General features: G+C 58.8%; 22 protein-coding genes and 3 tRNA genes. 8 read left to right on the top strand and 17 right to left on the bottom strand.

What is annotated here, in order from left to right; all coding sequences use genetic code 11:
* Positions 1 to 245: 245 nt before the first annotated feature.
* The 6 genes from pykF to AC6BYQ_RS19725 all read right to left on the bottom strand — a co-directional run bounded on the left by pykF (position 246) and on the right by AC6BYQ_RS19725 (position 4,323).
* Positions 246 to 1,658: a pyruvate kinase PykF gene (pykF, locus tag AC6BYQ_RS19750; protein ID WP_063919359.1), complete on the bottom strand. Its 1,413-nt coding sequence runs from the start codon at positions 1,656 to 1,658 to the stop codon at positions 246 to 248.
* Between the two features lie 393 nt (positions 1,659 to 2,051).
* Positions 2,052 to 2,357 (bottom strand): cupin domain-containing protein, encoded by a 306-nt coding sequence (locus AC6BYQ_RS19745; protein WP_498057412.1) that lies wholly within the window; start codon positions 2,355 to 2,357, stop codon positions 2,052 to 2,054.
* 136 nt (positions 2,358 to 2,493) lie between these two features.
* Positions 2,494 to 2,570 (bottom strand) — tRNA-Val (locus AC6BYQ_RS19740).
* 20 nt (positions 2,571 to 2,590) lie between these two features.
* Positions 2,591 to 2,667, bottom strand: a tRNA-Val gene (locus AC6BYQ_RS19735).
* 20 nt (positions 2,668 to 2,687) lie between these two features.
* Positions 2,688 to 2,764, bottom strand: a tRNA-Val gene (locus AC6BYQ_RS19730).
* A gap of 182 nt (positions 2,765 to 2,946) precedes the next feature.
* Positions 2,947 to 4,323 (bottom strand): MATE family efflux transporter, encoded by a 1,377-nt coding sequence (locus tag AC6BYQ_RS19725; protein WP_498057400.1) that lies wholly within the window; start codon positions 4,321 to 4,323, stop codon positions 2,947 to 2,949.
* A 238-nt stretch (positions 4,324 to 4,561) separates the two neighbouring features.
* Here AC6BYQ_RS19725 and AC6BYQ_RS19720 point away from each other — a divergent pair, with 238 nt between their 5' ends.
* Together AC6BYQ_RS19720 and AC6BYQ_RS19715 are read left to right on the top strand one after the other, a co-directional pair.
* Complete coding sequence (locus AC6BYQ_RS19720; protein WP_016927930.1) at positions 4,562 to 5,212, top strand: riboflavin synthase; 651 nt, start codon at positions 4,562 to 4,564, stop codon at positions 5,210 to 5,212.
* A gap of 54 nt (positions 5,213 to 5,266) precedes the next feature.
* Positions 5,267 to 5,560, top strand: a complete 294-nt coding sequence (locus tag AC6BYQ_RS19715; RefSeq protein WP_063919361.1) for an I78 family peptidase inhibitor — start codon at positions 5,267 to 5,269, stop codon at positions 5,558 to 5,560.
* A gap of 73 nt (positions 5,561 to 5,633) precedes the next feature.
* On the opposite strand, the gene cfa is transcribed toward AC6BYQ_RS19715, so the two are convergent.
* Positions 5,634 to 6,785, bottom strand: a complete 1,152-nt coding sequence (cfa, locus tag AC6BYQ_RS19710) for a cyclopropane fatty acyl phospholipid synthase (protein ID WP_019455993.1) — start codon at positions 6,783 to 6,785, stop codon at positions 5,634 to 5,636.
* 342 nt (positions 6,786 to 7,127) lie between these two features.
* The gene (punC, locus tag AC6BYQ_RS19705; RefSeq protein ID WP_498057399.1) at positions 7,128 to 8,339 is read right to left on the bottom strand and encodes a purine nucleoside transporter PunC; all 1,212 of its coding nucleotides are present in this window, start codon (positions 8,337 to 8,339) and stop codon (positions 7,128 to 7,130) included.
* A 123-nt stretch (positions 8,340 to 8,462) separates the two neighbouring features.
* Here punC and punR point away from each other — a divergent pair, with 123 nt between their 5' ends.
* Positions 8,463 to 9,407, top strand: a complete 945-nt coding sequence (gene punR / locus AC6BYQ_RS19700; protein WP_019455991.1) for a DNA-binding transcriptional activator PunR — start codon at positions 8,463 to 8,465, stop codon at positions 9,405 to 9,407.
* Here the strand turns inward: punR and purR are convergent.
* A complete protein-coding gene (gene purR / locus AC6BYQ_RS19695; RefSeq protein WP_063919363.1) occupies positions 9,404 to 10,429 on the bottom strand; it encodes an HTH-type transcriptional repressor PurR in 1,026 nt (341 codons plus the stop codon). The two genes, punR and purR, sit on opposite strands and share 4 nt — an antisense overlap.
* A gap of 324 nt (positions 10,430 to 10,753) precedes the next feature.
* Between purR and cydH the strand changes: the two genes are divergently transcribed.
* Complete coding sequence (gene cydH, locus AC6BYQ_RS19690; protein ID WP_019455989.1) at positions 10,754 to 10,843, top strand: cytochrome bd-I oxidase subunit CydH; 90 nt, start codon at positions 10,754 to 10,756, stop codon at positions 10,841 to 10,843.
* Positions 10,844 to 10,905: 62 nt separating this feature from the next.
* On the opposite strand, the gene sodB is transcribed toward cydH, so the two are convergent.
* Together sodB and AC6BYQ_RS19680 are read right to left on the bottom strand one after the other, a co-directional pair.
* Complete coding sequence (gene sodB / locus AC6BYQ_RS19685; RefSeq protein WP_004931333.1) at positions 10,906 to 11,484, bottom strand: superoxide dismutase [Fe]; 579 nt, start codon at positions 11,482 to 11,484, stop codon at positions 10,906 to 10,908.
* 198 nt (positions 11,485 to 11,682) lie between these two features.
* Entirely contained in the window at positions 11,683 to 12,501 is an 819-nt protein-coding gene (locus tag AC6BYQ_RS19680) for a C40 family peptidase (protein ID WP_048233575.1), read from the bottom strand.
* Positions 12,502 to 12,917: 416 nt separating this feature from the next.
* Here AC6BYQ_RS19680 and AC6BYQ_RS19675 point away from each other — a divergent pair, with 416 nt between their 5' ends.
* On the top strand, positions 12,918 to 13,265 hold the full coding sequence (locus tag AC6BYQ_RS19675; RefSeq protein ID WP_019455987.1) for a Grx4 family monothiol glutaredoxin: 348 nt from the start codon (positions 12,918 to 12,920) through the stop codon (positions 13,263 to 13,265).
* A 68-nt stretch (positions 13,266 to 13,333) separates the two neighbouring features.
* On the opposite strand, the gene rnt is transcribed toward AC6BYQ_RS19675, so the two are convergent.
* The 6 genes from rnt to AC6BYQ_RS19645 all read right to left on the bottom strand — a co-directional run bounded on the left by rnt (position 13,334) and on the right by AC6BYQ_RS19645 (position 19,176).
* Entirely contained in the window at positions 13,334 to 14,017 is a 684-nt protein-coding gene (gene rnt / locus AC6BYQ_RS19670; RefSeq protein ID WP_019455986.1) for a ribonuclease T, read from the bottom strand.
* Between the two features lie 78 nt (positions 14,018 to 14,095).
* On the bottom strand, positions 14,096 to 14,503 hold the full coding sequence (gloA, locus tag AC6BYQ_RS19665; protein WP_004931325.1) for a lactoylglutathione lyase: 408 nt from the start codon (positions 14,501 to 14,503) through the stop codon (positions 14,096 to 14,098).
* A 337-nt stretch (positions 14,504 to 14,840) separates the two neighbouring features.
* Positions 14,841 to 15,944: an alkene reductase gene (locus AC6BYQ_RS19660; RefSeq protein WP_498057398.1), complete on the bottom strand. Its 1,104-nt coding sequence runs from the start codon at positions 15,942 to 15,944 to the stop codon at positions 14,841 to 14,843.
* A 90-nt stretch (positions 15,945 to 16,034) separates the two neighbouring features.
* Positions 16,035 to 16,655 (bottom strand): TetR/AcrR family transcriptional regulator, encoded by a 621-nt coding sequence (locus AC6BYQ_RS19655; protein ID WP_019455984.1) that lies wholly within the window; start codon positions 16,653 to 16,655, stop codon positions 16,035 to 16,037.
* A gap of 103 nt (positions 16,656 to 16,758) precedes the next feature.
* Positions 16,759 to 18,396 carry a phosphoethanolamine transferase EptA gene (eptA, locus tag AC6BYQ_RS19650; RefSeq protein ID WP_063919365.1) on the bottom strand — a complete coding sequence of 546 codons (1,638 nt, stop codon included), beginning with the start codon at positions 18,394 to 18,396 and terminating at the stop codon, positions 16,759 to 16,761.
* Positions 18,397 to 18,534: 138 nt separating this feature from the next.
* The gene (locus AC6BYQ_RS19645; protein ID WP_498057397.1) at positions 18,535 to 19,176 is read right to left on the bottom strand and encodes an NAD(P)-dependent oxidoreductase; all 642 of its coding nucleotides are present in this window, start codon (positions 19,174 to 19,176) and stop codon (positions 18,535 to 18,537) included.
* Positions 19,177 to 19,314: 138 nt separating this feature from the next.
* Between AC6BYQ_RS19645 and AC6BYQ_RS19640 the strand changes: the two genes are divergently transcribed.
* From AC6BYQ_RS19640 to AC6BYQ_RS19630, 3 genes are all read left to right on the top strand, one after another.
* On the top strand, positions 19,315 to 20,244 hold the full coding sequence (locus AC6BYQ_RS19640) for a LysR substrate-binding domain-containing protein (RefSeq protein WP_025159706.1): 930 nt from the start codon (positions 19,315 to 19,317) through the stop codon (positions 20,242 to 20,244).
* A gap of 21 nt (positions 20,245 to 20,265) precedes the next feature.
* Positions 20,266 to 20,505, top strand: coding sequence for a DUF1289 domain-containing protein (locus tag AC6BYQ_RS19635; protein WP_019455980.1), 240 nt, complete (start codon positions 20,266 to 20,268; stop codon positions 20,503 to 20,505).
* Positions 20,506 to 20,604: 99 nt separating this feature from the next.
* Positions 20,605 to 21,501, top strand: coding sequence for an aldo/keto reductase (locus AC6BYQ_RS19630; protein ID WP_019455979.1), 897 nt, complete (start codon positions 20,605 to 20,607; stop codon positions 21,499 to 21,501).
* Positions 21,502 to 21,516 lie beyond the last annotated feature (15 nt).

Here is a 21,516-nt window from a genome sequence, read left to right as displayed (position 1 = left end):
CGAAAGAGAATAATTTTTTAGTCTTGAGGTGCTTTATTTTGATCGTTCGCTCAAACTTGCATCTGGTTTTACAAATTAGTTAAAAAAACGAGGGAAAACAGCCGGCTTCCATGGGACAACTCCGATTTGTTATTAGCTAAATAATGAGCGATTCGCAGTTGCGTTTTGAGAAAAATAGGTTACTGCCGATAAAAAAAACGCCGCAAAGCGGCGTTTTGATCAAGGCAATTATGTCACGTTTTATATTACAGCACGTGCACCGAGGCGGTGTTGGTGGTGCCGCTCGGCACCAGCGCGCCGGAAACCATCACCACGACGTCGCCTTTCTGCGCCAGGCCGCTGGCCAGCGCGGCTTCTTTACCGATGCGGTAGAAGTCGTCGGTGGAGGCGATTTCCTTGACCATCTGCGGGATGACGCCCTTGCTCAGCACCAGCTGATGCGCGGTGGTCTGGTTGGTGGTCAGCGCCAGGATCACTGCGTTAGGGAAGTATTTACGCACGGATTTCGCTGATTTGCCGCCGCTGGTGGCCACGACGATCAGTGGCGCGTCCAGTTTCTCGGCGGTTTCAACCGCGCCACGGCACACCGCTTCGGTGATGCGCAGCTTGCGGCGATCGTTCAGGGTGTCGATGCGGCTTGGCATCACGCGATCGGTGCGCTCGCAGATAGTCGCCATGATGTTGACCGCTTCCAGCGGATATTTGCCCTTGGCGCTCTCGCCGGACAGCATGACGGCGTCGGTGCCGTCCAGGATGGCGTTGGCGACGTCGCCGGCTTCCGCACGGGTAGGGCGCGGGTTCTTGATCATGGAATCGAGCATCTGGGTGGCGGTGATCACCACTTTACGCGCACGGTTGCATTTTTCGATCATCATCTTCTGGGCGAAGATCACTTCTTCTACCGGGATCTCCACGCCCAGATCGCCACGGGCAACCATGATGCCGTCTGACGCTTCGAGGATTTCGTCGAAGTTGTTCAAGCCTTCCTGGTTTTCGATCTTGGAGATGATCTGGATCTGCTCGCCGCCGTGGGCTTTCAGGTGCTCGCGGATCTCCAGCACGTCAGAGCGTTTACGGATGAAGGACGCCGCTACGAAGTCGACGCCTTGCTCGCAGCCGAAGATCAGGTCGCGTTTGTCTTTCTCGGCCAGCGCAGGCAGCTGGATGGACACGCCCGGCAGGTTAACGCCTTTGTTCTCGCCCAGATCGCCGTTGTTCAGCACCTTACAGATGACTTCGTTCTCGGTCACGTTGGTGACTTCCATGCCGATCAGGCCGTCGTCAACCAGCACGGTGTTGCCGATCTTCAGGTCAGCGGCGAAGCCGGCGTAGGTGACCGCCACGCGCTCGCTGTTGCCGATCACGCTCTGGTCAGTGGTGAAGGTGAAGGTTTGGCCGGCGACCAGCGAGGCGTCTTTGCCGCCTTCCAGCTTCATGGTGCGAATTTCCGGGCCTTTGGTATCCAGCAGGATGCCGGCGTTGATACCGGTTTTCGCCATCACGGCGCGCATGTTTTTGATGCGGTTGCCGTGCTCTTCATAGTCGCCGTGAGAGAAGTTGAGACGCATCACGTTCATGCCCGCATTGAGCAGGTTGGTCAGCATTTCTTCCGATTCGGTTTTTGGACCGATGGTACAAACAATTTTGGTCTTTTTCATGGCGGAGTTTTCTACAAGTTGTGATGGATAAAAAAACGAATTTGACCGGCGCGGTTGACGCCGGTAGGGAATTTGGGCCGTGCCTGGTGGTGAAAAACATAGTTAAGGATAGGTGACGACAGTTGAAGTGGGGCGGAAAAATTCAGCCCGCGCGGGGGCGCGAGGAGGCTGCGCAACGGGGTAAGATCAAATCGTGTTGTTATTGCGTTTTCGCAGATCAAGGGCTGAAACCATTCAACTGATAGACGTTGCGCATTATAAAGGCTAAGCGGCGGGAAACAAAATAAAAAACCGCGGCGGCGCGGCGGATATGTCAAAACGCGGGCAAATGTGGCGCAAATGCAACAGGTTGCGTGCCGCTTGTTGCGCAAATAACCTTACTGTAAATGCGGCTTAGCGCGTTTGCGGGATTTCCAGCAGCACGCCGGCGCTCAGGCAGAAGCAGCCGCTGGCGACGTTGGCCGGCAGGGTCAGGCTCTCGCCGGCCCGCACCACTCGCGTGTCGCCGCCGAGCGTGAACTCGAATTCACCGGACATCACTCGGGTTTGCAGCGCGTGCGGGGGCTTTTGCAGTTGGCCGAAGGCGCCGACCTCGAACCGCACTTCCGCCGCCGGCGCACCGTCGCTCATCACGCCTTCCCGGCGGGCAAGGCCATTGTCGAGCGGTAAAAAGGCGGTTTTGGCGGTGAAGGTGGTCATGTGGCGTTCCTGATAGCTGATAGCTGATAGCTGATGGCGGTGGCGCGACGCGAACGACATGAAAGACTCGGGCGGTCGGGCAGAGACGAAACAATGAGAAGTATAACGCGACAGGGGGAGAGATGAATCAGCAATATGGTGCGTCCGAGTGGACTCGAACCACCGACCCCCACCATGTCAAGGTGGTGCTCTAACCAACTGAGCTACGGACGCACTGCACTGCTTCTGAAATTTGGTGCGTCCGAGTGGACTCGAACCACCGACCCCCACCATGTCAAGGTGGTGCTCTAACCAACTGAGCTACGGACGCACTGCACTGCTTCTGAAATTTGGTGCGTCCGAGTGGACTCGAACCACCGACCCCCACCATGTCAAGGTGGTGCTCTAACCAACTGAGCTACGGACGCATCTTTTCCTGTCTGTCATGGCTGACAGCGGGGACGAATATTAACGAGCTACCCGCGCGCTGGCAAGGGGAAAAGCGCAATTTTATTCGGTATTTCACGCGATTGCTGAGGTTGTGCGCAGTCCGGCGTTTTTTTCCGCAAACCGCAGCCCGACCGGGGAGGAAACCGGCCGGGCTGTGGGTTCAGCGTGTGGATCGCTGCAGGATGACGGTGGTCGGCTGTTTCTGCAGCCAGCGCATGCGCAGCGCCATCATGATGGCGGCGAAGGTCAGACCGATGATAAAGCCGATCCAGAAGCCGCTCGGCCCCATCGCCGGCACCACCACATCGGTCAGCGCCAGCAGATAGCCGCTCGGCAGGCCCAATACCCAATAAGCGATGAAGGTGATGAAAAAGATCGCGCGGGTATCTTTATAGCCGCGCAGCACGCCGCTGCCAATCACCTGAATAGAATCCGAGATTTGGTACAGCGCCGCCAGCAGCATCAGCTGCGAAGCCATCGCCACCACCGCCGGGCTGTCGTTGTACAGCAGGGCGATAGGCTCGCGGAAGGTGGCGGTAAACAGTGCGGTGCAGACGGCCATGGTGATGCCGACGCCGATGGCGGAGTAAGCGGCGACGCGCGCGCCTTCGACCGAACCTTCCCCCAGACGGTAACCGACGCGAATGGTGGCGCCGACGCCCAGCGACAACGGCAGCACGAACATCAGCGCGCTGAAGTTAAGCGCGATCTGGTGGCCGGCGACCGCGACGATCCCCAGCGGCGAAACCAGCAGCGCCACCACGGCGAACAGCGTGACTTCGAAGAACAGCGCCAGCGCCACCGGCATGCCGATGCCGATCAGGCGCTTCAGCGCCGCCCAGTCCGGGCCGCCGAGATCGCCGGCCTGGCGTTTGATATCGCGCTGCGACGGCGCGCGCTTCACGTACCAGCGCATCATCAGGAACATGATCCAGTAGACGCTGCCGGTGGCGACGCCGCAGCCGACGCCGCCCAACTCCGGCATGCCGAACTTGCCGTAGATGAAAATGTAGTTGATCGGGATATTCACCAACAGGCCGAGGAAGCCGATCACCATGCCGGGCTTGGTTTTGGACAGCCCTTCGCACTGGTTGCGCATCACCTGGAAGAACAGGTAGCCCGGCGCACCCCACATGATGGCGTGCAGGTAGCCGACGGCCTTGTCCGCCAGCTGCGGATCGATGTTGTGCATCATGTCGATGACGAACTTGCAGTTATACAGCACGACGATCAACAGCAGCGAGATGCCGGAGGCCAGCCAGAAGCCCTGACGCACCTGGTGGGCGATGCGATCGCGCCGCCCGGCGCCGTTGAGCTGGGCGATAACCGGGGTCAGGGCCAGCAGCAGGCCGTGGCCGAACAGAATGGCCGGCAGCCAGATCGAGGTACCGACCGCGACGGCCGCCATGTCGGTGGCGCTGTAAGCGCCGGCCATGATGGTATCGACCACGCCCATGGCGGTTTGCGATATTTGCGCGATGATGACCGGGATAGCGAGAGCCAATAAACTACGCGCTTCAATTAAGTACTTCTGCACGCATACACCTTTCTATTTATATATGTGGGAGGGAGGGCTGCCGCGAGAGGACAACAATTAAAATAGCGGAATTTTGTCAAAAAGATTGTACCTGCTCGGCGTCGTTAAGCAAACGCCGCAGATAAATAGTTATTAAATGCGCAGGCAGCCGATTTTTGCCGCTGCGGATTTGGTTTTCCGCGCCAACTGGGGCAAACTGCCGGAAGCGTTTTAACCTATTTAGCAAGAAGAGGCACATATGTTCACCGGTATCGTACAAGGCACCGCGCCGCTGGTCGCCATTGATGAGAAACCCAATTTCCGCACCCACGTGATCGAGATGCCTGCAGAACTGCTGCCGGGGCTGGAGCTGGGCGCGTCGGTGGCCCATAACGGCTGCTGTCTGACCGTGACCGCGGTGGAAGGCAACCGCGTCAGCTTCGATTTGATCAAGGAAACGCTGCGCCTGACCAACCTTGGCGATTTGGCGCTGGGCGACATTGTCAATATTGAGCGCGCGGCAAAATTCAATGATGAAATTGGCGGGCATTTGATGTCCGGCCATATTATCTGCACGGCGGAAGTGGCCAAAATTTATACGTCGGAAAATAACCGCCAGGTATGGCTGCGCATGCCGAACGCGGAATTGATGAAATATGTGCTGCACAAAGGCTTCATCGGCATCGACGGCATTAGCCTGACCATCGGCGAAGTGGTGAATAACCGTTTTTGCGTGCACCTGATCCCGGAAACGCTGGATCGCACCACGCTGGGTAAAAAACGTCTGGGCGACAAGGTGAACATCGAGATCGATCCGCAAACCCAGGCGGTGGTGGACACCGTCGAGCGCGTGTTGGCCAATCGCGAAGCGACGCTGGCGGCGGCGATGGCGCCGGCGCACAAAGACTGACCGCGATTCTGGCGTTGCCGCCGGAATCGAATCATAAGCAGAGAGGAGAAACGCGTGAAGTTTTATGGGAAAACGTTGTTGTTAACCGCGTTGTTGGCGCTGAGCGCCTGCAGCAGTTCACCTGAGCAGGGTGCCGGCGCGCAAATGGCCGATGCGGACGATACCTGCGGCGCTTCGCAGTATCAAAACTACGTCGGCAAGCCGATGACTTCGCTGGAAGGCGTACGGATCGAATCCAAAGTGCGAGCCATTCCGTATAACTCCGCCGTTACCATGGATTTCAACCTGCGCCGTCTGAACTTCCTTGGCGATAGCAACGATAAAATTATTCGCGTTTACTGCGGTTAACCCGCAGGGTCCGAAAGCGCAAAAAAAAGCCCCGGCGATGTTGTTGCCGGGGCTTTTTTTATCGGGAAAGCGTTCAGCGGGAGACGCGAATCCCGCCTTCAACGCCTTTCGGGCTGAACACCACCTGCCAGAGCTGCAGATCGCGCGCCCGGAACGCACCGGCACAGGCGTTCAGGTAATAACTGAACATCCGCTCGAAGCGCTCGGAATAGCGCTCGGCGAGCTGTGGCCACGCCTGTTTGAAACGCTCGAACCAGGCCATCAGCGTGCGGTCGTAATCGGCGCCGATGTTGTGCCAATCTTCCATCACGAAGTGGCCTTCGCTGGCCTCGGCGATATGGCTCACCGACGGCAGACAGCCGTTCGGGAAGATATATTTGTTGATCCACGGATCGACGTTCATGTCGGTCTTGTTGGAGCCGATGGTGTGCAGCAGGAACAGCCCGTGCGGCACCAGATTGCGCTCTACCACGTTGAAATAGGTGCGGTAGTTTTTCGGCCCGACGTGCTCGAACATGCCGACCGAGACGATGCGATCGAACTGCTGATGCAGGTCGCGGTAATCCTGCAGCAGGATCTGCACATCGAGTCCGGCGCAGCGCGCCTGAGCCAGCTTCTGCTGTTCGGCGGAAATGGTCACGCCAACCACCGACACGCCGTAGTTTTTCGCCGCGTAGGCGGAGAGGCCGCCCCAACCGCAGCCGATGTCCAGCAAGCGCATGCCCGGCTGCAGCTGCAGTTTCTCGCAGATCATCCGCAGTTTCGCTTCCTGCGCCTCTTCCAGCGTGGTGGCGTCTTTCCAGTAGCCGCAGGAATATTGCATGTAAGGATCGAGCATCAGGGTAAACAGATCGTTGCCGAGATCGTAATGCTCTTTGCCGACGATCCAGGCGCGCTTTTTCGATTGCAGATTGGTCAGGCGCGCGGCGGCGATACGCAGGGTATCTTTCAGGTGGTGGGGGAGTTTTTTCTCCAGCCCGGCGCTGACCACGCGCTGGAAGAACATATCCAGCCGCTCGCACTCCCACCAGCCGTCCATATAGCTTTCGCCCAGGCCCAACGAGCCTTGCTGCAACACGCGTTTAAAGAATTCGGGGTTTTTAACCTGAATATCGAAGGGGCGCGAACCGTTGATTTCAATGCCGGCCAGGCCGAGCATTTCATGCGCGATACGGTACCACTGATTGTCCTGGATACTCAGATCTTCTATACACGATGAACTCATAGCTTCTCCATCACCTTCTTCTGACTGATGACCCGTTAGGAAACAGCTTAGACAATTTCTGCGGGTGCATACGTTTACCGGCGGAAAATAGGCCCGCGGCGTCTGATATCCGACTATGAACAGAGGAAATTTTAAGAAGCTACCCGGCGCAAATGGCGCGGGATGAACGCATCCTTAAAAAGAGTGTGACGCAAGACGCGTACACAAGCGCTAATTGAGATATAAAGATTATAAGGTGTTACTTTACAAGGTTGTTTTTGAGTATAGGCGTGCGGAGGCGTCGACTCAACAGTAAATCGCACTCGGCACGCATATTCTTTAAGTGATTATTAAGCTTGGCAATTATGACGCTGAGTTAGCATGTTCCCGCTGCGCCTTTTGCTGCGCATCGGCCGTTTTCCCCCGCTGCAGGAAATACCCCAGCGCGGCCAGAATCACCGTAGACACCATTACCGTCACCGTCGCCAACAGCGGCTGGGCAATAAACGCCGATACCAGCATGCTCGCCACAAAACACAGCCCCAGCTGCAGCGTATTTTGCAGCGCGGCGGCTTTGCCGCTGCTTTCCGGGAACGGCATCAGCGCATTCGCCACCATAATCGGGTAGCCGGCGCCATTGACCAGCGCCATCACGCAGAACGGGATCAGCAGCGTGGTGAGCGTCGGAGAGGTCAGCGTCGCCACCAGATACAGCGCCACCATGCTGACACCATAAGCTACCAGCAGCCACGGCAGCAGAGTTTTGCCATTGATGCGCTTGAGCGCGGCGCGGCAGCCGTAGCCGCCCAGCAGGAAGGCCAGCGTTTGCGGCACATAGCTCAGACCGATGTCGCTCGGGCTATAGCCCATATCGCCGAGGATAAACGGCGAACCGGTCAGCCAGGCGAAGAAACCGGCCGAGCAGGCGGCGTACATAGTGACGTTGCCGCTGAACACCGGAGATTTCAACAGTTGCCAGAAGCTGACGCCGTTTTTTGGCGCGTCGGTGGCGGGTTGCGTTTTGGCGCGCTCTTTGAGCATCAACGTCGGCAGCAGCAGCAGCGCGGTGATCACCAACAGCGCGGCGAAGATCGCCCGCCAGCTGGCGTGGTTCAGCAGCCAGGCGCCAAGCAGCGGGGCCAACGCCGGTGACAGCGCCACCAGCGGCATTATGGTGGCGAACACGCGGTTGGCCTGACCTTCACGATAACGGTCGACCACCAGCGCTTGCCAGATGGCGGTGGCGGAACAGACGCCGACGGCCTGAATAAAGCGCAGGATCCACAGCTGCAGGGCGTTTTCCACCCACAGCATGCCGAGGCAGCCGAGGGCGAACAGCGTCAGGCCAATCAATAATACCGGTTTACGCCCCAGGCGATCGGAGAGCGGCCCCCACAGCAGCTGCGCGAAGGCGAAGCCGGCCAGGAAGATGCTCAGGCTGGCGCTCACGGCGCCGGCGGAGATTTGCAGTTCTTCGCGCATGGCGCCGAAGGCAGGCAGATACATATCGGTCGCCAGATAACCCAACATGCTCAGGCCGGCGAGGTAGAACATAAAGCCAAAAGAATTTCGCATGGTATTTCTCGTTAATATTTTAGTGTCGCAGGTTTTTAGCGCCGGCCAGTGTATCCGGCTGGATCTCTGCTTGTGAAACGGTAATATTTGCAAAGTGCTGTTAAAAAAATTGAAGGCAAAGCGATGTGGTCTGAATATTCACTTGAAGTCGTCGACGCGGTAGCGCGCACCGGCAGTTTCAGCGCGGCGGCGCAGGAGCTGCACCGGGTGCCGTCGGCGGTGAGTTATACCGTGCGGCAGCTGGAGCAATGGCTGGCGGTGCCGCTGTTTGAGCGGCGTCACCGCGATGTGGAGCTGACGCCGGCCGGTGCGTTGTTTATCAAGGATGCGCGAGCTGTTATCAAAAAAATGCTCGACACCCGCCGGCACTGTCAGCAGGTGGCCAACGGTTGGCGCGGTCAGCTGAATATCGCGGTGGATATCATCGTCAAACCGCAGCGCAGCCGCCAGCTGGTACTGGATTTCTACCGCCATTTCCCCGACGTCGAGTTGATGCTGCAACCCGAGGTGTTCAACGGCGTCTGGGATGCGCTGGCGGACGGCAGGGCGGACATGGCGATCGGTGCCACGCGTGCGGTGCCGGTCGGCGGCGGTTTTGCCTTCCGCGACATGGGCTATATGAACTGGCTGTGCGTAGTCAGCCCGCAACACCCGCTGGCGCAGCTGGCGGGGCCGCTGCACGACGATCAGTTGCGGCCGTACCCTTCGCTTTGTCTGGAGGACACCTCGCGCAATTTGCCCAAGCGCGTCACCTGGACGCTGGATAACCAGCGGCGGCTGGTGGTGCCGGACTGGACGTCGGCGCTCGACTGTTTGTGCGCCGGGCTGTGCGTCGGCATGATGCCGGCACATCGGGCGCTGCCGCTGGTGCAGCGCGGTGAGCTGAAGGCGTTGCAGCTGCAGCAGCCGTTTCCCGCCAGCCCTTGCTGCCTGACCTGGCAGCAGGATAAACCGTCACCGGCGATGAGTTGGCTACTGGCGTATCTGGGCGATGGGGAGACGCTGAATCAGGAGTGGCTGAGCGAGGCGGCACCGGAAGCCGTGCAGGCTTCCGGCTCAGGGGATTAGCGGCGGTAGTCGATGAACGGGCCATCGGCGACCGAGCGGCGTTCGATCAGCTTCGGATGCACTTCGATCACCTGCGACTCTTCGCGCTTGCTGATGATGCGATCCAGCAGCATGGTGAAGGCCATTTCGCCCAGGCGTTCTTTCGGCTGATGAATGGTGGTCAGCGCCGGGGTGAAGTAGCGGGCGTTGCGCACGTTGTCGTAGCCGATTACGGAAATATCCTGCGGCACCCGCAGCCCCAGTTCGTCGGCGGCGCAGATGGCGCCCATCGCCATGATGTCGCCGCCGCAGAATACCGCAGTCGGCCGCTGTTTTTGCGACAGGATCTGGTGCATCGCCTTGTAACCGGATTCCGGCTCGAAGTCGCCCTGCACGATCCACTCTTCGCGAATGTCGATCTGCGCTTCCTGCAGCGCCTTCATAAAGCCTTGATGACGGCCGCCGCCGGTATTGCGCGACAGCTGGCCCGGGATGGCGCCGATATCGCGGTGGCCGCGTTCTATCAGGTAACGGCCGGCCAGATAGCCGCCTTCGAAGGCGTTATCGATGATGGTGTCGGTGAAGTCGCCGCGCGCCGCGCCCCAGTCCATCACCACCATCGGGATGTTACGGTAGTCTTCCAGCATGCCCAGCAGCTGATCCGGGTATTCGGAACACATCACCAGCAGGCCGTCGACGCGCTTTTGCGCCAGCATCGCCAGGTAGGCGCGCTGTTTGTCCAGGTTGTTGTGCGAGTTGCACAGGATCAGGGTGTAGCCTTTGCTGTAGCAACTGTTTTCCACCGCTTCGATCACTTCGGCGAAGTAGGGGGCTTCACTCGAGGTGGCCAGCAGGCCGATCGACTTGGTGTGATTGACTTTCAGGCTGCGCGCCACGGCGCTCGGCGAGTAGTGCAGTTCTTTGATGGCGGCCCACACGGCCGCTTTGGTCTCTTCGGCGACGAAACGAGTCTTATTGATGACGTGCGAAACGGTGGTGGTGGAAACGCCCGCGCGTTTGGCCACATCTTTAATCGTTGCCATGTAAGGAATGACTCCTGAACTCACATGTTTACAGCATGTAAGTGTGATGTTAATCGTTTGCCTACGTAGATCCTTCTCCAGAGAAGCGAAAACTGAGTTTTTAGTGTGTTGAAGTCTTCAGCGCTTAATCAGGAGGGGCATGGATGCCGGTACGCAGTTGTGAACTGCGAATTTTGTCGCATATTGAGCAAAAGTGGAAGAGGTAATCGATATTATAAACCGGGAAATGATAACAAGATTTTATCGGCGAACTGTGGGAAAATGATTTGACGTACTAATTGTACGCCTTTTATCCTTAGGAAAGCCCATTTTAAAGGAGTTGTCATGGATACCGAATTGAAGATGTCGCTGTTCACCACCGTTTGCGCGCTGGCGGTCATTATCGCTTTCAGCTTCGTTGCCGCGTTGAACTGATTTCCCTCCGGCGCTAAAAAAGGCGCAGCTTGGCTGCGCCTCGTCACATCAGAAACCGGTGCTTACGCTAGGTTTTCCGCTGCGAAGGTCCAGTTGACCAACGCCCAGAAGTTTTCCAGGTATTTTGGACGCGCATTGCGGTAATCGATGTAATACGCGTGTTCCCACACGTCAACGGTCAGCAGCGGTTTGTCTTCACCGGTCAGCGGGGTTGCCGCGTTAGAGGTGTTGACGATCGCCAGCGCGCCGTCCGGTTTTTTCACCAGCCAGGTCCAGCCGGCGCCGAAGTTTTTCACGGCGGCATCGGTGAACTGCTCTTTGAACGCAGCGAAAGAGCCGAAGGACTTGACGATCGCCGCCGCCAGTTCGCCCTGCGGTTCACCGCCGCCCTGTGGCGACAGGCAGTGCCAGTAGAAGGTGTGGTTCCACACCTGCGCCGCGTTGTTGAACACGCCGCCGTTAGAGGTCTTGATGATCTCTTCGAGCGATTTGCCCTCGAACTCGCTGCCTTTCACCAGGTTGTTCAGGTTAACCACGTAGGTGTTGTGGTGTTTGCCGTAGTGGTATTCCAGGGTTTCGGCGGAGATGTGCGGCTCGAGCGCGTTTTTCTCATACGGTAATGCAGGTAATTCAAACGACATTGCTTCCTCCTTTACAGCGCCATGTGCTTCCCGCCGGGGCGAGAGCCGGATGGGCCGTTTTTTATTGTGGTCATTCAATCTTAACAATTTTCATCATAAAAAACAGGAGGAAAAGCGAGAAATGCGCGTGGGGAAGTGCGATGGGCGATAGCTTGAGCAGGCGGTTGCGACCGGGCCGCAACCGCGCAGAGCGGGAAATTAACGAATGGTTTTCGGCGTCACTACGCGGCGTGCGCCGATGTAGTGGTTCTGCCAATAGTCGTTGTCGAGCTGGCTGATGCGGATCTCTTCGCCGGTGCGTGGCGACTGGATGAATTTGCCGTTGCCGAGGTAGACGCCGACGTGGTCCGCCACGCCGCGGTTGTTGATGCGGAAGAACACCAGATCGCCGCTTTCCAGCTCGCTTTTCTTGATCGGCGCCGCGTCGCGCAGGTGATACATCTCGTTGGCGGTGCGCGGCATCTTGATTTTCACCACGTCTTTATAGGCGTAATAGATGAGGCCGCTGCAGTCGAAGCCGGTGCGCGGCGAGCTGCCGCCCCAGCGGTAAGGTTTGCCCATCTGGCCCATCAGCTTGGCCATCGCGGTCTGTTTGGCGTGCTGGTAGCGTTTCTTGTGCGCCGGGCTGAGTTTCAACGGCTTTTCTTCACGCGCCAGCTTGGCGGTGGCCATGCCGGCTTCGCGGTGGCGGCCATAGCCTTTTTTGTAGCCCTTTTTCGGCGGGGTGACTTTAATCTTGGCGGTTTTCTGCGCTTTGGCCTTGGGTTTGGCGCTGACGATCTTTTTCGCGCTTTTCTCGCTTTTGGCCTTGGCGGTCTTGGTTTTTTTCTCGGGAGCCGTCACTTTGGCTTTCTTGGCGGCTTTATCCGCTTTCTTTTTTCTGCGGTCATCGGGCCGCGCTTCATTGGCATGGCTTTTACGCTGCTCGGCGGCAACACGCGCCTGTGGCGCAGCGTGCGCCAAATTGAAGAAGAGCTGCGTAAACAGCAGCGCAAAGAGCGTAAGAATTAAACGCATGTCGACGTCACCAACCTTGGCCCCGAAACGGATATCGAAAGAGTTACAGTATTCCCGAATTTCGCCATATAAAACAGCGAAGAACTCAGAAATAATAATCCATATTGTGAGAAAACGTTAATGACATTTTTTTTGGTTTAAAATCAGCCTGTTGGTGTATGAAAAAACGTCAATCCATGGCGGATGGGATAATTAATCCGCGCCGTCGTCGCGGCGCAATATATTAGTGAAATGGTCGGATTAAAAATGTTATTCTCAGCGTATGTTTTGACCGGAATGACGTGGCCGGTGAAACGCGATCGGCGGCGGGTGAATATCCTTGCAAAAGATGGCGTTTTCTTGCGACTGTTCCAGCCGCTACAATAGAGCGCGTGATGCATGTTGTAGCCATGAAATGTGGCTTGAGGAAGCAATAAATGACGACGACAATTGAAAAAATTCAGCACCAGATCGCTGAAAACCCGATTCTGCTGTACATGAAAGGCTCGCCAAAGCTGCCGAGCTGCGGCTTCTCCGCACAGGCTGTGCAAGCGCTGTCCGCCTGCGGCGAGCGTTTCGCCTACGTGGATATTCTGCAGAACCCGGACATCCGCGCCGAGCTGCCAAAATACGCCAACTGGCCGACTTTCCCGCAGCTGTGGGTGGACGGTGAGCTGGTCGGCGGTTGCGATATCATCATCGAAATGTATCAGCGCGGCGAGCTGCAGCAGCTGATCAAAGAGACGGCTGAAAAGTATAAAGCGCAGGAAGACCAGCAGTCTTAATCGACAGGCTTGCGGTTATCGCGTAACGGGCGGCGCCAGTGCAAACTGGGCCGCCTTTTTCATTGGTTTTATTCGGCGAGATCGGCGGCGGGCAGCGGCCAGCCGCCGAGGCGTTTCCAGCGGTTAACCAGCTCACAAAACAGCAGGGCGGTTTGCTCGGTGTCGTACAGCGCGGAGTGCGCCTGGCTGCTGTCGAACGGCATGCCGGCGGCGATGCAGGCTTTGGCCAGCACCGTTTGGCCCAGCACCAGGCCGCTCAGCGCCGCAGTGTCGAAGGTGGCGAACGGATGGAACGGGTTGCGCTTCAGCCCGGCGCGTTCTGCCGCGGCCATCAGGAAGCTGTGATCGAAGTTGGCGTTGTGCGCGACGATAATGGCCCGGTTACAACCGCGATCCTTGAGCCCTTTGCGCACCGCTTTGAAAATGGCGTGCAACGCGTCATATTCGCTGACTGCGCCGCGTAGCGGGTTGTGCGGATCGATGCCGTTAAACGCCAGCGCCTCCGGCTGAAGGTTGGCGCCCTCGAAAGGCTCCACGTGGAAGTGCAGGGTTTCGTCCTGCTGCAGCCAGCCGTCTTCATCCATTTTCAGCGTCACGGCGGCGATTTCCAGCAACGCATCGGTATTGGCGTTGAACCCGGCGGTTTCAACATCTATTACTACGGGATAAAACCCACGAAAACGACCACTCAGGGCGTTAAGATCACTTTTCTCGGCCATCAGTTTCTTATCTTCATCGAATGCAGCGCGCATTATGGCAAATTTTGCGCCCGGTTGCAGGCGCTATCGCGCGGAGAATCAGCAGGGCGCGGGGCGCCCTGAAGGGGAGGCTTAGTGGCCGAGGCCCTGACCGGCGTGTTTGTTTTCGATCAGCTCGATTTTGTAACCGTCCGGATCTTCGACGAAGGCGATCACCGTGGTGCCGCCCTTCACCGGACCGGCTTCGCGGGTGACCTTGCCGCCGGCGCGGCGGATGCTGTCGCAGGTGGCGGCGACGTCGTCCACGCCCAGCGCCAGGTGGCCGAAGGCGGTGCCCATGTCGTAGCTGTCGGTACCCCAGTTATAGGTCAGTTCGATAACCGCGCCTTCGCTCTCTTCCGTATAGCCGACGAAAGCCAGCGAGTATTTGTACTCCGGGTTCTCACTGGTGCGCAGCAGGCGCATGCCTAATACCTTGGTGTAGAAGTCGATGGCGCGTTGCAGGTCACCGACGCGGATCATGGTATGGAGTAAGCGCATAATTCCTCTGAATTAACTGTGCCGTGGCAGACGGCGGGTGGATTGAAGCACAAGCGAGTATAGCCTTGTCCCGCAAGGAAATTCAATGTAACGACTGAGTGACAATGTCACATGTTGTCGTCATGCCGGTGATGCCTAATTATTGATCGAGCGCGCCGATCGATACGAAGTAATTGATCTGCACAATCAATTATCAATCCTGCGTGCAACCGTGTAAAAATTAAACGGCAGTATAAACAACACCAGGGAACAGCGGCCCGCCTTGTGCGGGCCTTTTTGCAAGCGGCGCATAAAAAAACGGCCATGCGCTTGCGTGGCCGTTGGGCGTCAGGACGGGTTACTTCGCCAGAAACGGATAGTCGGTATAGCCTTCGGCACCGCCGCCGTAGAAGCTTTCCGGCTTAGGTTCGTTCAGCGGCGCGTGCTGACGGAAACGCTCGACCAGATCCGGGTTGGCGATATAGCTGCGGCCGAAGGCTACCGCGTCGATGAAACCTTTTTCGATCAGCGCTTCGGCTTTTTCGGCGGTGTAGGCGCCGGCGCCGACGATCACCCCTTTAAAGTGGGCGCGCACCGAGTCGCGGAAGGCGTCGGAATACGGTTTGCCGCCTGCCCAGTCCGGTTCGGAGATGTGCAGGTAGGCGATGTTGCGCTTGTTCAGCTCTTCCACCAGGTACAGCGCCGCTTCCTCCTGATCTTCCCCGTTGTCCAGACCGTTGAACGGCCCCAGCGGCGAGATGCGGATGCCAATATGTTCGGAACCCCATTCGGCGACCGCCGCGTCGACCACTTCCAGCGTCAGGCGGGTGCGATTCTCGATGCTGCCGCCGTATTGATCGGTACGTTGGTTGGAAGCAGGGGACATGAACTGGTGCAGCAGATAGCCATGGGCCGCATGCAGTTCGATGAAGTCGAAGCCGGCCTCGCGCGCGTTGGCGGTCGCCTGACGGAAATCGTTGACGATACCCGGGATCTCGCTGGTTTCCAGCGCACGCGGCGTGGAGGTCGGTACGCGCACCCAGGCGCCGGTTTCATCGCGTACGGTGGTGCGCGATTCGGCGTTGATGGCCGAAGGGGCGACCGGCGCTTGTCCGCCCGGCTGCAGGCTGTCGTGGGAGATGCGCCCTACGTGCCACAGCTGCACTGCGATGTGGCCGTTTTTGTCATGCACCGCCTGCGTGATGTTTTTCCATGCGGCGATCTGTTCCGGAGTGTGCAGGCCCGGTGCACCGGCGTAGCCTTTCGCCTGGAAAGAAACCTGCGTCGCTTCGGTCACGATCAGGCCGGCGCTGGCGCGCTGCGCATAGTATTCCGCCATCAGCGGCGTAGGAATGTCGCCCGGCTCGATGCTGCGCAGACGCGTCAGCGGAGCCATAAACACGCGGTTGGGCAGGGTGACGGCGCCAACTTTCAGCGGAGAGAGCAATTTTTCAGTCTTCATAGTGCATCCTGTATTTAATAGACCGGTCGTCTAGCAATGGGCGATAAAAAAACACGAACTGCATTTTTCAATAAAAAGAGATTGTTACCGTTACGGCTGCGGCGAGCGCAGCAGCAACTCGATGCTTTCCAGCGCGCTGGTCAACGGCGCCAGCGAGCGACGGATCTTGGCGCGCAGCGAGGCGCCTAGCCACAGTGAATACAACGTCTCCGCAGTCGCCGCCGGGCTCATGGCTACCGACAGCGAGCCCTCGGCAATACCGCGCTCAATAGCCGCCTGCAGGTGGCCAATCACGCGAGCGGTCCCGATTTCCAGGGCATGACGCATCGGTTCCGACAGATCGCTCACCTCGGCGGAAAGCTTCACCGCCAGGCAGGCGTTGTGGCACTCGCTGCGGCAATGGTAGCTGATGGCCTGGGCGTAATAGCCGAGCAGCTGGTGGCGGGCATCGCCGCGTTCGTCGGCGAACAGCGCCTGCATTTGCGCGTCATAGTGCGTGAAATAGCGTTGTAGCATCGCTTCGCCGAAGGCTTCCTTCGAGCGAAAATAGTGGTAGAACGAGCCTTTCGGCACGCCCGCGGTGGCCAGCAGCTCGCTCAGCCCCATGCCGGTAAAGCCCAGGCGCAGGCTGAGAGTTTCGCCGGTGGCGAGCAGATGTTCACGTGTGTCCACGTTGCAATGCGTTGATTTGGTCATCATGGTGCCGAGCATAATAGACCGATTGGTCTAGGTCAATGGGAATAAAAAAACCGGCGCACAAAACGCCGGTTGTCTGTAAACCATTGTGCCTCAGCGGCATGAGGAAGTTAAGCGCTTACGCCGCGCTGCGGCAACGCTGCAGGATATCCAACCGGGACTGATATTCGCGGGTTTGTACGTTCAACATGCCCAGCAGGGTGTGGAACAGGTTATCCTGCGAAACCTCGTCTTGTTCCGCCAGCGCGTTCAGGCACTGGCGATCGATGCCGAAGTTGCGTTGATAATCGGCGGACATCCACATCAGGAAAGGCACGTGAGTTTGCTGGCTCGGCGCGAAGACATAAGGCGTGCCGTGCAGATACATGCCGTTTTCACCCAGCGATTCGCCATGATCGGACAAGTAAACCAGCGCGGTATTGAACCTATCGTCATACTGCTGCAGCAGCTTGACGGTGGCATCGAGCATCGCGTCGGTATACAGAATCGAGTTGTCGTAGGTGTTCACCAGCTGTTCATGGCTGCAATCCTGAATCTGATTGCTGTTGCAGGTCGGCGTAAACGTCTGGAACTCTGGCGTGCTGCGACGGTAATAAGCGGGTCCGTGGCTGCCCATCTGATGCAGCACGATGACGCCGTCGTCTTTCAGGCTACTGATGTAGTCGTTCAGCTTGTACAGCAGCGCGTTGTCCATGCACACCTCGCCGTCACAGTCCTGCGGCAGTTTCAGCTTGGTCATGTCGATGTGCGGCACCCGGTCGCAAGCGCCTTTGCAGCCGCCGTCGTTATCGCGCCACAGCACGTTGACGCCGGCGTGCGCCAGCACGTCGAGCATGCCTTCCTGGTGCGCCGCCAGAGTCGCGTCGTACTCTCTGCGCGGCATGTTGGAGAACATGCAGGGCACGGAGATCGCCGTCTCGGTACCGCATGAGCTGGCGTTCTTGAAGTAGACCACGTCGTCCTGCTTCAGGCGCGGGTTGGTTTCGCGCGCGTAGCCGCCGAGGGAGAAGTTTTCGGCGCGGGCGGTTTCGCCTACCACCAGGATCACCAGCGTTTTCTTGGCCTGCCCGGCGATCAGCGGCCCTTTGCGCGCGTCTTCGCCGATTTTGACCAACGGCAGATTGCGGGTGAAGTAACGCTGTTCGGTGAACTTGATAGAGCCGGCGACGAAGTTGGAAGGCGTCAACATTTTCACCACGCTTTTATTGTTGCGGATCAGCGAAGCGTAGTCTTTGTAGAACAGGGCGGCGACGATCAGGATCACCACCAACGACAGCATGACGTTGGCGGCGCGCAGCCCGACCATATACCACCAGGGGCGAGTCTGGCGAATATGGGTGAAGCAGACCGCCAGCGCCGGCAGAATGCCGAGCAGCGCCAGCCACACCCCCATGCGCGGCGTCAGCAGCGCCGTCGCTTCCTGGGTATTGGTTTCGAAGGCGTTTTGCATCATGTTGCCGTCGATCACTACGCCATAGCTGTACATGAAATAGTTGGCTGCGGCGCTGCCGAGCAAGAAAAAGACGATCAGCGGCTTGCGCAGATAGGGCACGGTCAACACGCTGAAGATGATATTCAGCGCACAAAAGATCACCACCGGCATGCTGGCGGCGAAAATCACGCTGTGGACGCTATCGAAGGCGATATACGACCAGGCGCGATGCAGGAATAACGCGTTTTGAAACAGAGTGAAGAACAGGGCGGTGGCGAGGATAAAACCGAGGCTGTTGCACTGTAAGCGTTGACGTAACCACATTGCCAAATCTGGATCCTGAGAGTAGATAATGCCTTGAAATCTACCGGATGAAACTTAAGAAAACCTTAGAAATTCAGAATACTGGCGGCGGTGAACGCGGGGAAAACGCCAGGCCGGGCGGCCTGGCGGCGAGACGGTTTAGTAGGCGGCGGTGAACTGCGTGCGAATAAACTGAGGTTTTTCAATCTCATCAACGATAGCGACCGCCAAATCTTCCACCGAAATGCTGGCCGGTGCTTCGCCGTTCATCAGCAACTGCGTGGTGCCGAGGCGGAACTGACCGGTGCGTTTGCCCGGTTCCAGCAGGGCGGCCGGCGAGAGATAGGTCCAGTCGAGCGCCGACTCGTTGCGCAGTTTGTTGCGCAGATCGCGTACCGCCTGAGCGCCAGGGCGAATTTCTTCCGGGAACTGCGGCGTATCCACCAGTTCAACCCCCGGCGCCACTTCCAGGCTGCCGGCGCCGCCGACCACCAGCAGGCGCTTGACGCCGGCCTGTTCGACCGCGGTGAGGATCTGCTGGGCGCCGCGGACGGTTTTCTCATACAGGTTGTCTTCGCCCCAGCCGGGGTTGTAGGCGCTGATCACCGCATCCTGACCGCGCAACTGTCCCGCCAGCCAGGCGGTATCGGCGACGTCGCCCAGCGCGACGGTCAGATGGGCGTGCTCCGGCAAATCTTTGTTCTGGCGGGCGATCGCCGTCACCTGAATGCCGCGAGCCAGCGCTTCATCCACCACGCGGCGGCCAACAAAACCGGTTGCTCCAATAATGGCTACTTTCATCTGCATGCTCCTTCGGGGATGGGTCAATATCGTGAGGCAGGCCAGTGTGCCTGCTGCGTGGGTTCTACTCTAGCCCTTAACAATAGCCGTGATTAGTGCCATATTCATGCTTTCTTGATTAAGTAAAACTTCCTAATCGTGGATAAACTCAATCGAATGGCGGTATTCGCCACCGTAGTGGCGGAGGGATCGCTGGCCGGCGCCGCGCGGCGGCTGGGCATGACGCCGTCGGCGGTCAGCCAGCACATGCGCTCGCTGGAGAAGGCGCTTGGGGTGCCGCTGCTGCACCGTTCCACCCGTCGTCTGGCGCTGACCGAGGCGGGGGCGGCGTTTTACCCCGGCTGCGAGGCGATGTTGCAACAGGCGCAGCAGGCGGAGCAGCGGTTGGCCGAGCTGCGGGATACGCTGGTGGGCGAGCTGCGCATCGCTACCCCGGTCGGCATCGGCGGCCGCTCGCTGGCGGAGGCGTTGTCGCCGCTGTTGCAGGCGCATCCCAAGCTGACGCTACGGGTGCTGGCGGACGATCGCATCGTCGATATGATAGAACAGCGGGTCGACATTGCGCTGCGAGCCAATCGTCAACTGGCGGACGCCAATATGATCGCCCACCCGCTGACGGAATGGCCGATGGTGCTGTGCGCGGCGCCCCGTTATCTCAGCCAGCATGGGGTGCCGGAAAGGCCGCAGGATTTGGTGCAGCACCGCTGGATCTCCAGCGGCTACAGCGGGGCGCACCTGGACTTGCTGCATCAGTCCGGGCAGCAGGTCAAGCTGCGGCTGGCAGAAGGGCAGATCGTCAGCGAGAGCATGAACGTGATGCGCGCCTTTACCCGCGCCGGGCTGGGGATTTCCGTTCAGCCGCTGTATGAAATTGGCGACGAGTTGCAGCGTGGCGAGCTGTTGTTGCTGCTGCCGGAATGGCGGCCTGCGCCGCTCCGCTTACACGCGCTGACCCTCGAGCGCACCATGCCGGAGAAAAGTCGCCAGGCGCTGCGCTATTTGCGCGACTATTTTCGCCGCAATGGCGAAAAGGGACTTGCCAGCGGCGGCGATGGCGTCTTCAATTAGCAAGAGAATGCAGGAGGCCCCGTGGCGCAGCAGCTTGAATTTTTCGACATCCCCAGCCCGTGTCGCGGCATTTGCCAGGCCGACGATCGCGGTTTCTGCCGTGGCTGCCTGCGCAGCCGCGAGGAGCGCTTCGGCTGGATGAGCATGAGCGACGCGCAAAAGCGCGAGGTGCTGCGCCTGTGCCGTCAACGCTTCCTGCGCCTGCAGCGCGCCAATAAAGCCCCCGACGAGCCGTTGCCGGAACAGCCTTCGTTGTTTTAACCTTTCCTGATCTGCCGCACGTTCGCGCGGCTTAGCGCTTCCCTGGGCCTCACCGGCTTGTGTATGCTGGCTGACAACTAATGTCATGAGGTTTTCGCAATGGTAGAACGTATTCGTCTCGCGCCGCAGGGGCCTGAGTTTTCCCGCATGATTTGCGGTTACTGGCGGTTGATGGAGTGGGGCATGTCGCCGCAGCAGCTGCTGACGTTTATCGAACAGCATGTCGAGTTGGGCGTCACCACCGCCGATCACGCGGATATCTACGGCGGTTATGCCTGCGAACAGGCGTTCGGCGACGCGCTGCGCCTGAAGCCGGCGCTGCGCCAGTCGCTGGAGCTGGTGACCAAGTGCGGCATCGCCACGACCGCCAGGCCCGGCAACCCGATCGGCCACTACATCACCGACCGCGATCATATCGTACAGAGCGCGGAACAGTCGCTGCGCCATCTGCATACCGACTACCTCGATCTGCTGCTGATCCACCGCCCGGACCCGTTGATGGATGCCGACGACGTGGCCGAAGCCTTTGTCGCGCTGCACAAAAGCGGCAAGGTGCGCCATTTCGGCGTCTCCAATTTTACCCCCGCGCAGTTCCAACTGCTGCAGTCGCGCCTGCCGTTCACGCTGGCCACCAATCAGGTGGAAATTTCGCCGATTCATCAACCGGCCATTCTCGACGGCACGCTCGACCAGTGCCAACAGCTGCGCATCAAACCGATGGCCTGGTCTTGTCTGGGCGGCGGGCGCTTGTTCAACGACGCCGAGTTCCAGCCGCTGCGCGATGAGCTGCAGCGGGTGGCGCAAGAGATTGGCGCCGAGACCATCGAGCAGGTGGTGTACGCCTGGGTGATGCGCCTGCCGTCGTCACCGTTGCCGATTATCGGCTCCGGCAAGATTGAGCGGGTGCGTTCGGCGCTGAAGGCGCAGAAATTGGTGTTGAACCGCCAGCAGTGGTTCCGCATTCGCAAGGCGGCGCTGGGGTATGACGTGCCTTAAGGCGGAGCGGCAAGA

This window comes from Serratia sp. LTN-2, from assembly GCF_059740205.1.
Note: the sequence above shows the minus strand (reverse complement) of the source record. Positions and strands in the feature narration are given on the sequence as shown.

Excerpts from the sequence above, each read along its gene's own strand:
- pykF (WP_063919359.1), bottom strand. The coding sequence starts at position 1,658 with ATGAAAAAGACCAAAATTGTTTGTACCATCGGTCCAAAAACCGAATCG.
- AC6BYQ_RS19745 (WP_498057412.1), bottom strand. The coding sequence starts at position 2,357 with ATGACCACCTTCACCGCCAAAACCGCCTTTTTACCGCTCGACAATGGC.
- AC6BYQ_RS19720 (WP_016927930.1), top strand. The coding sequence starts at position 4,562 with ATGTTCACCGGTATCGTACAAGGCACCGCGCCGCTGGTCGCCATTGAT.
- cfa (WP_019455993.1), bottom strand. The coding sequence starts at position 6,785 with ATGAGTTCATCGTGTATAGAAGATCTGAGTATCCAGGACAATCAGTGG.
- punC (WP_498057399.1), bottom strand. The coding sequence starts at position 8,339 with ATGCGAAATTCTTTTGGCTTTATGTTCTACCTCGCCGGCCTGAGCATG.
- punR (WP_019455991.1), top strand. The coding sequence starts at position 8,463 with ATGTGGTCTGAATATTCACTTGAAGTCGTCGACGCGGTAGCGCGCACC.
- purR (WP_063919363.1), bottom strand. The coding sequence starts at position 10,429 with ATGGCAACGATTAAAGATGTGGCCAAACGCGCGGGCGTTTCCACCACC.
- cydH (WP_019455989.1), top strand. The coding sequence starts at position 10,754 with ATGGATACCGAATTGAAGATGTCGCTGTTCACCACCGTTTGCGCGCTG.
- sodB (WP_004931333.1), bottom strand. The coding sequence starts at position 11,484 with ATGTCGTTTGAATTACCTGCATTACCGTATGAGAAAAACGCGCTCGAG.
- AC6BYQ_RS19680 (WP_048233575.1), bottom strand. The coding sequence starts at position 12,501 with ATGCGTTTAATTCTTACGCTCTTTGCGCTGCTGTTTACGCAGCTCTTC.
- AC6BYQ_RS19675 (WP_019455987.1), top strand. The coding sequence starts at position 12,918 with ATGACGACGACAATTGAAAAAATTCAGCACCAGATCGCTGAAAACCCG.
- rnt (WP_019455986.1), bottom strand. The coding sequence starts at position 14,017 with ATGCGCGCTGCATTCGATGAAGATAAGAAACTGATGGCCGAGAAAAGT.
- gloA (WP_004931325.1), bottom strand. The coding sequence starts at position 14,503 with ATGCGCTTACTCCATACCATGATCCGCGTCGGTGACCTGCAACGCGCC.
- AC6BYQ_RS19660 (WP_498057398.1), bottom strand. The coding sequence starts at position 15,944 with ATGAAGACTGAAAAATTGCTCTCTCCGCTGAAAGTTGGCGCCGTCACC.
- AC6BYQ_RS19655 (WP_019455984.1), bottom strand. The coding sequence starts at position 16,655 with ATGCTCGGCACCATGATGACCAAATCAACGCATTGCAACGTGGACACA.
- eptA (WP_063919365.1), bottom strand. The coding sequence starts at position 18,396 with ATGTGGTTACGTCAACGCTTACAGTGCAACAGCCTCGGTTTTATCCTC.
- AC6BYQ_RS19645 (WP_498057397.1), bottom strand. The coding sequence starts at position 19,176 with ATGAAAGTAGCCATTATTGGAGCAACCGGTTTTGTTGGCCGCCGCGTG.
- AC6BYQ_RS19630 (WP_019455979.1), top strand. The coding sequence starts at position 20,605 with ATGGTAGAACGTATTCGTCTCGCGCCGCAGGGGCCTGAGTTTTCCCGC.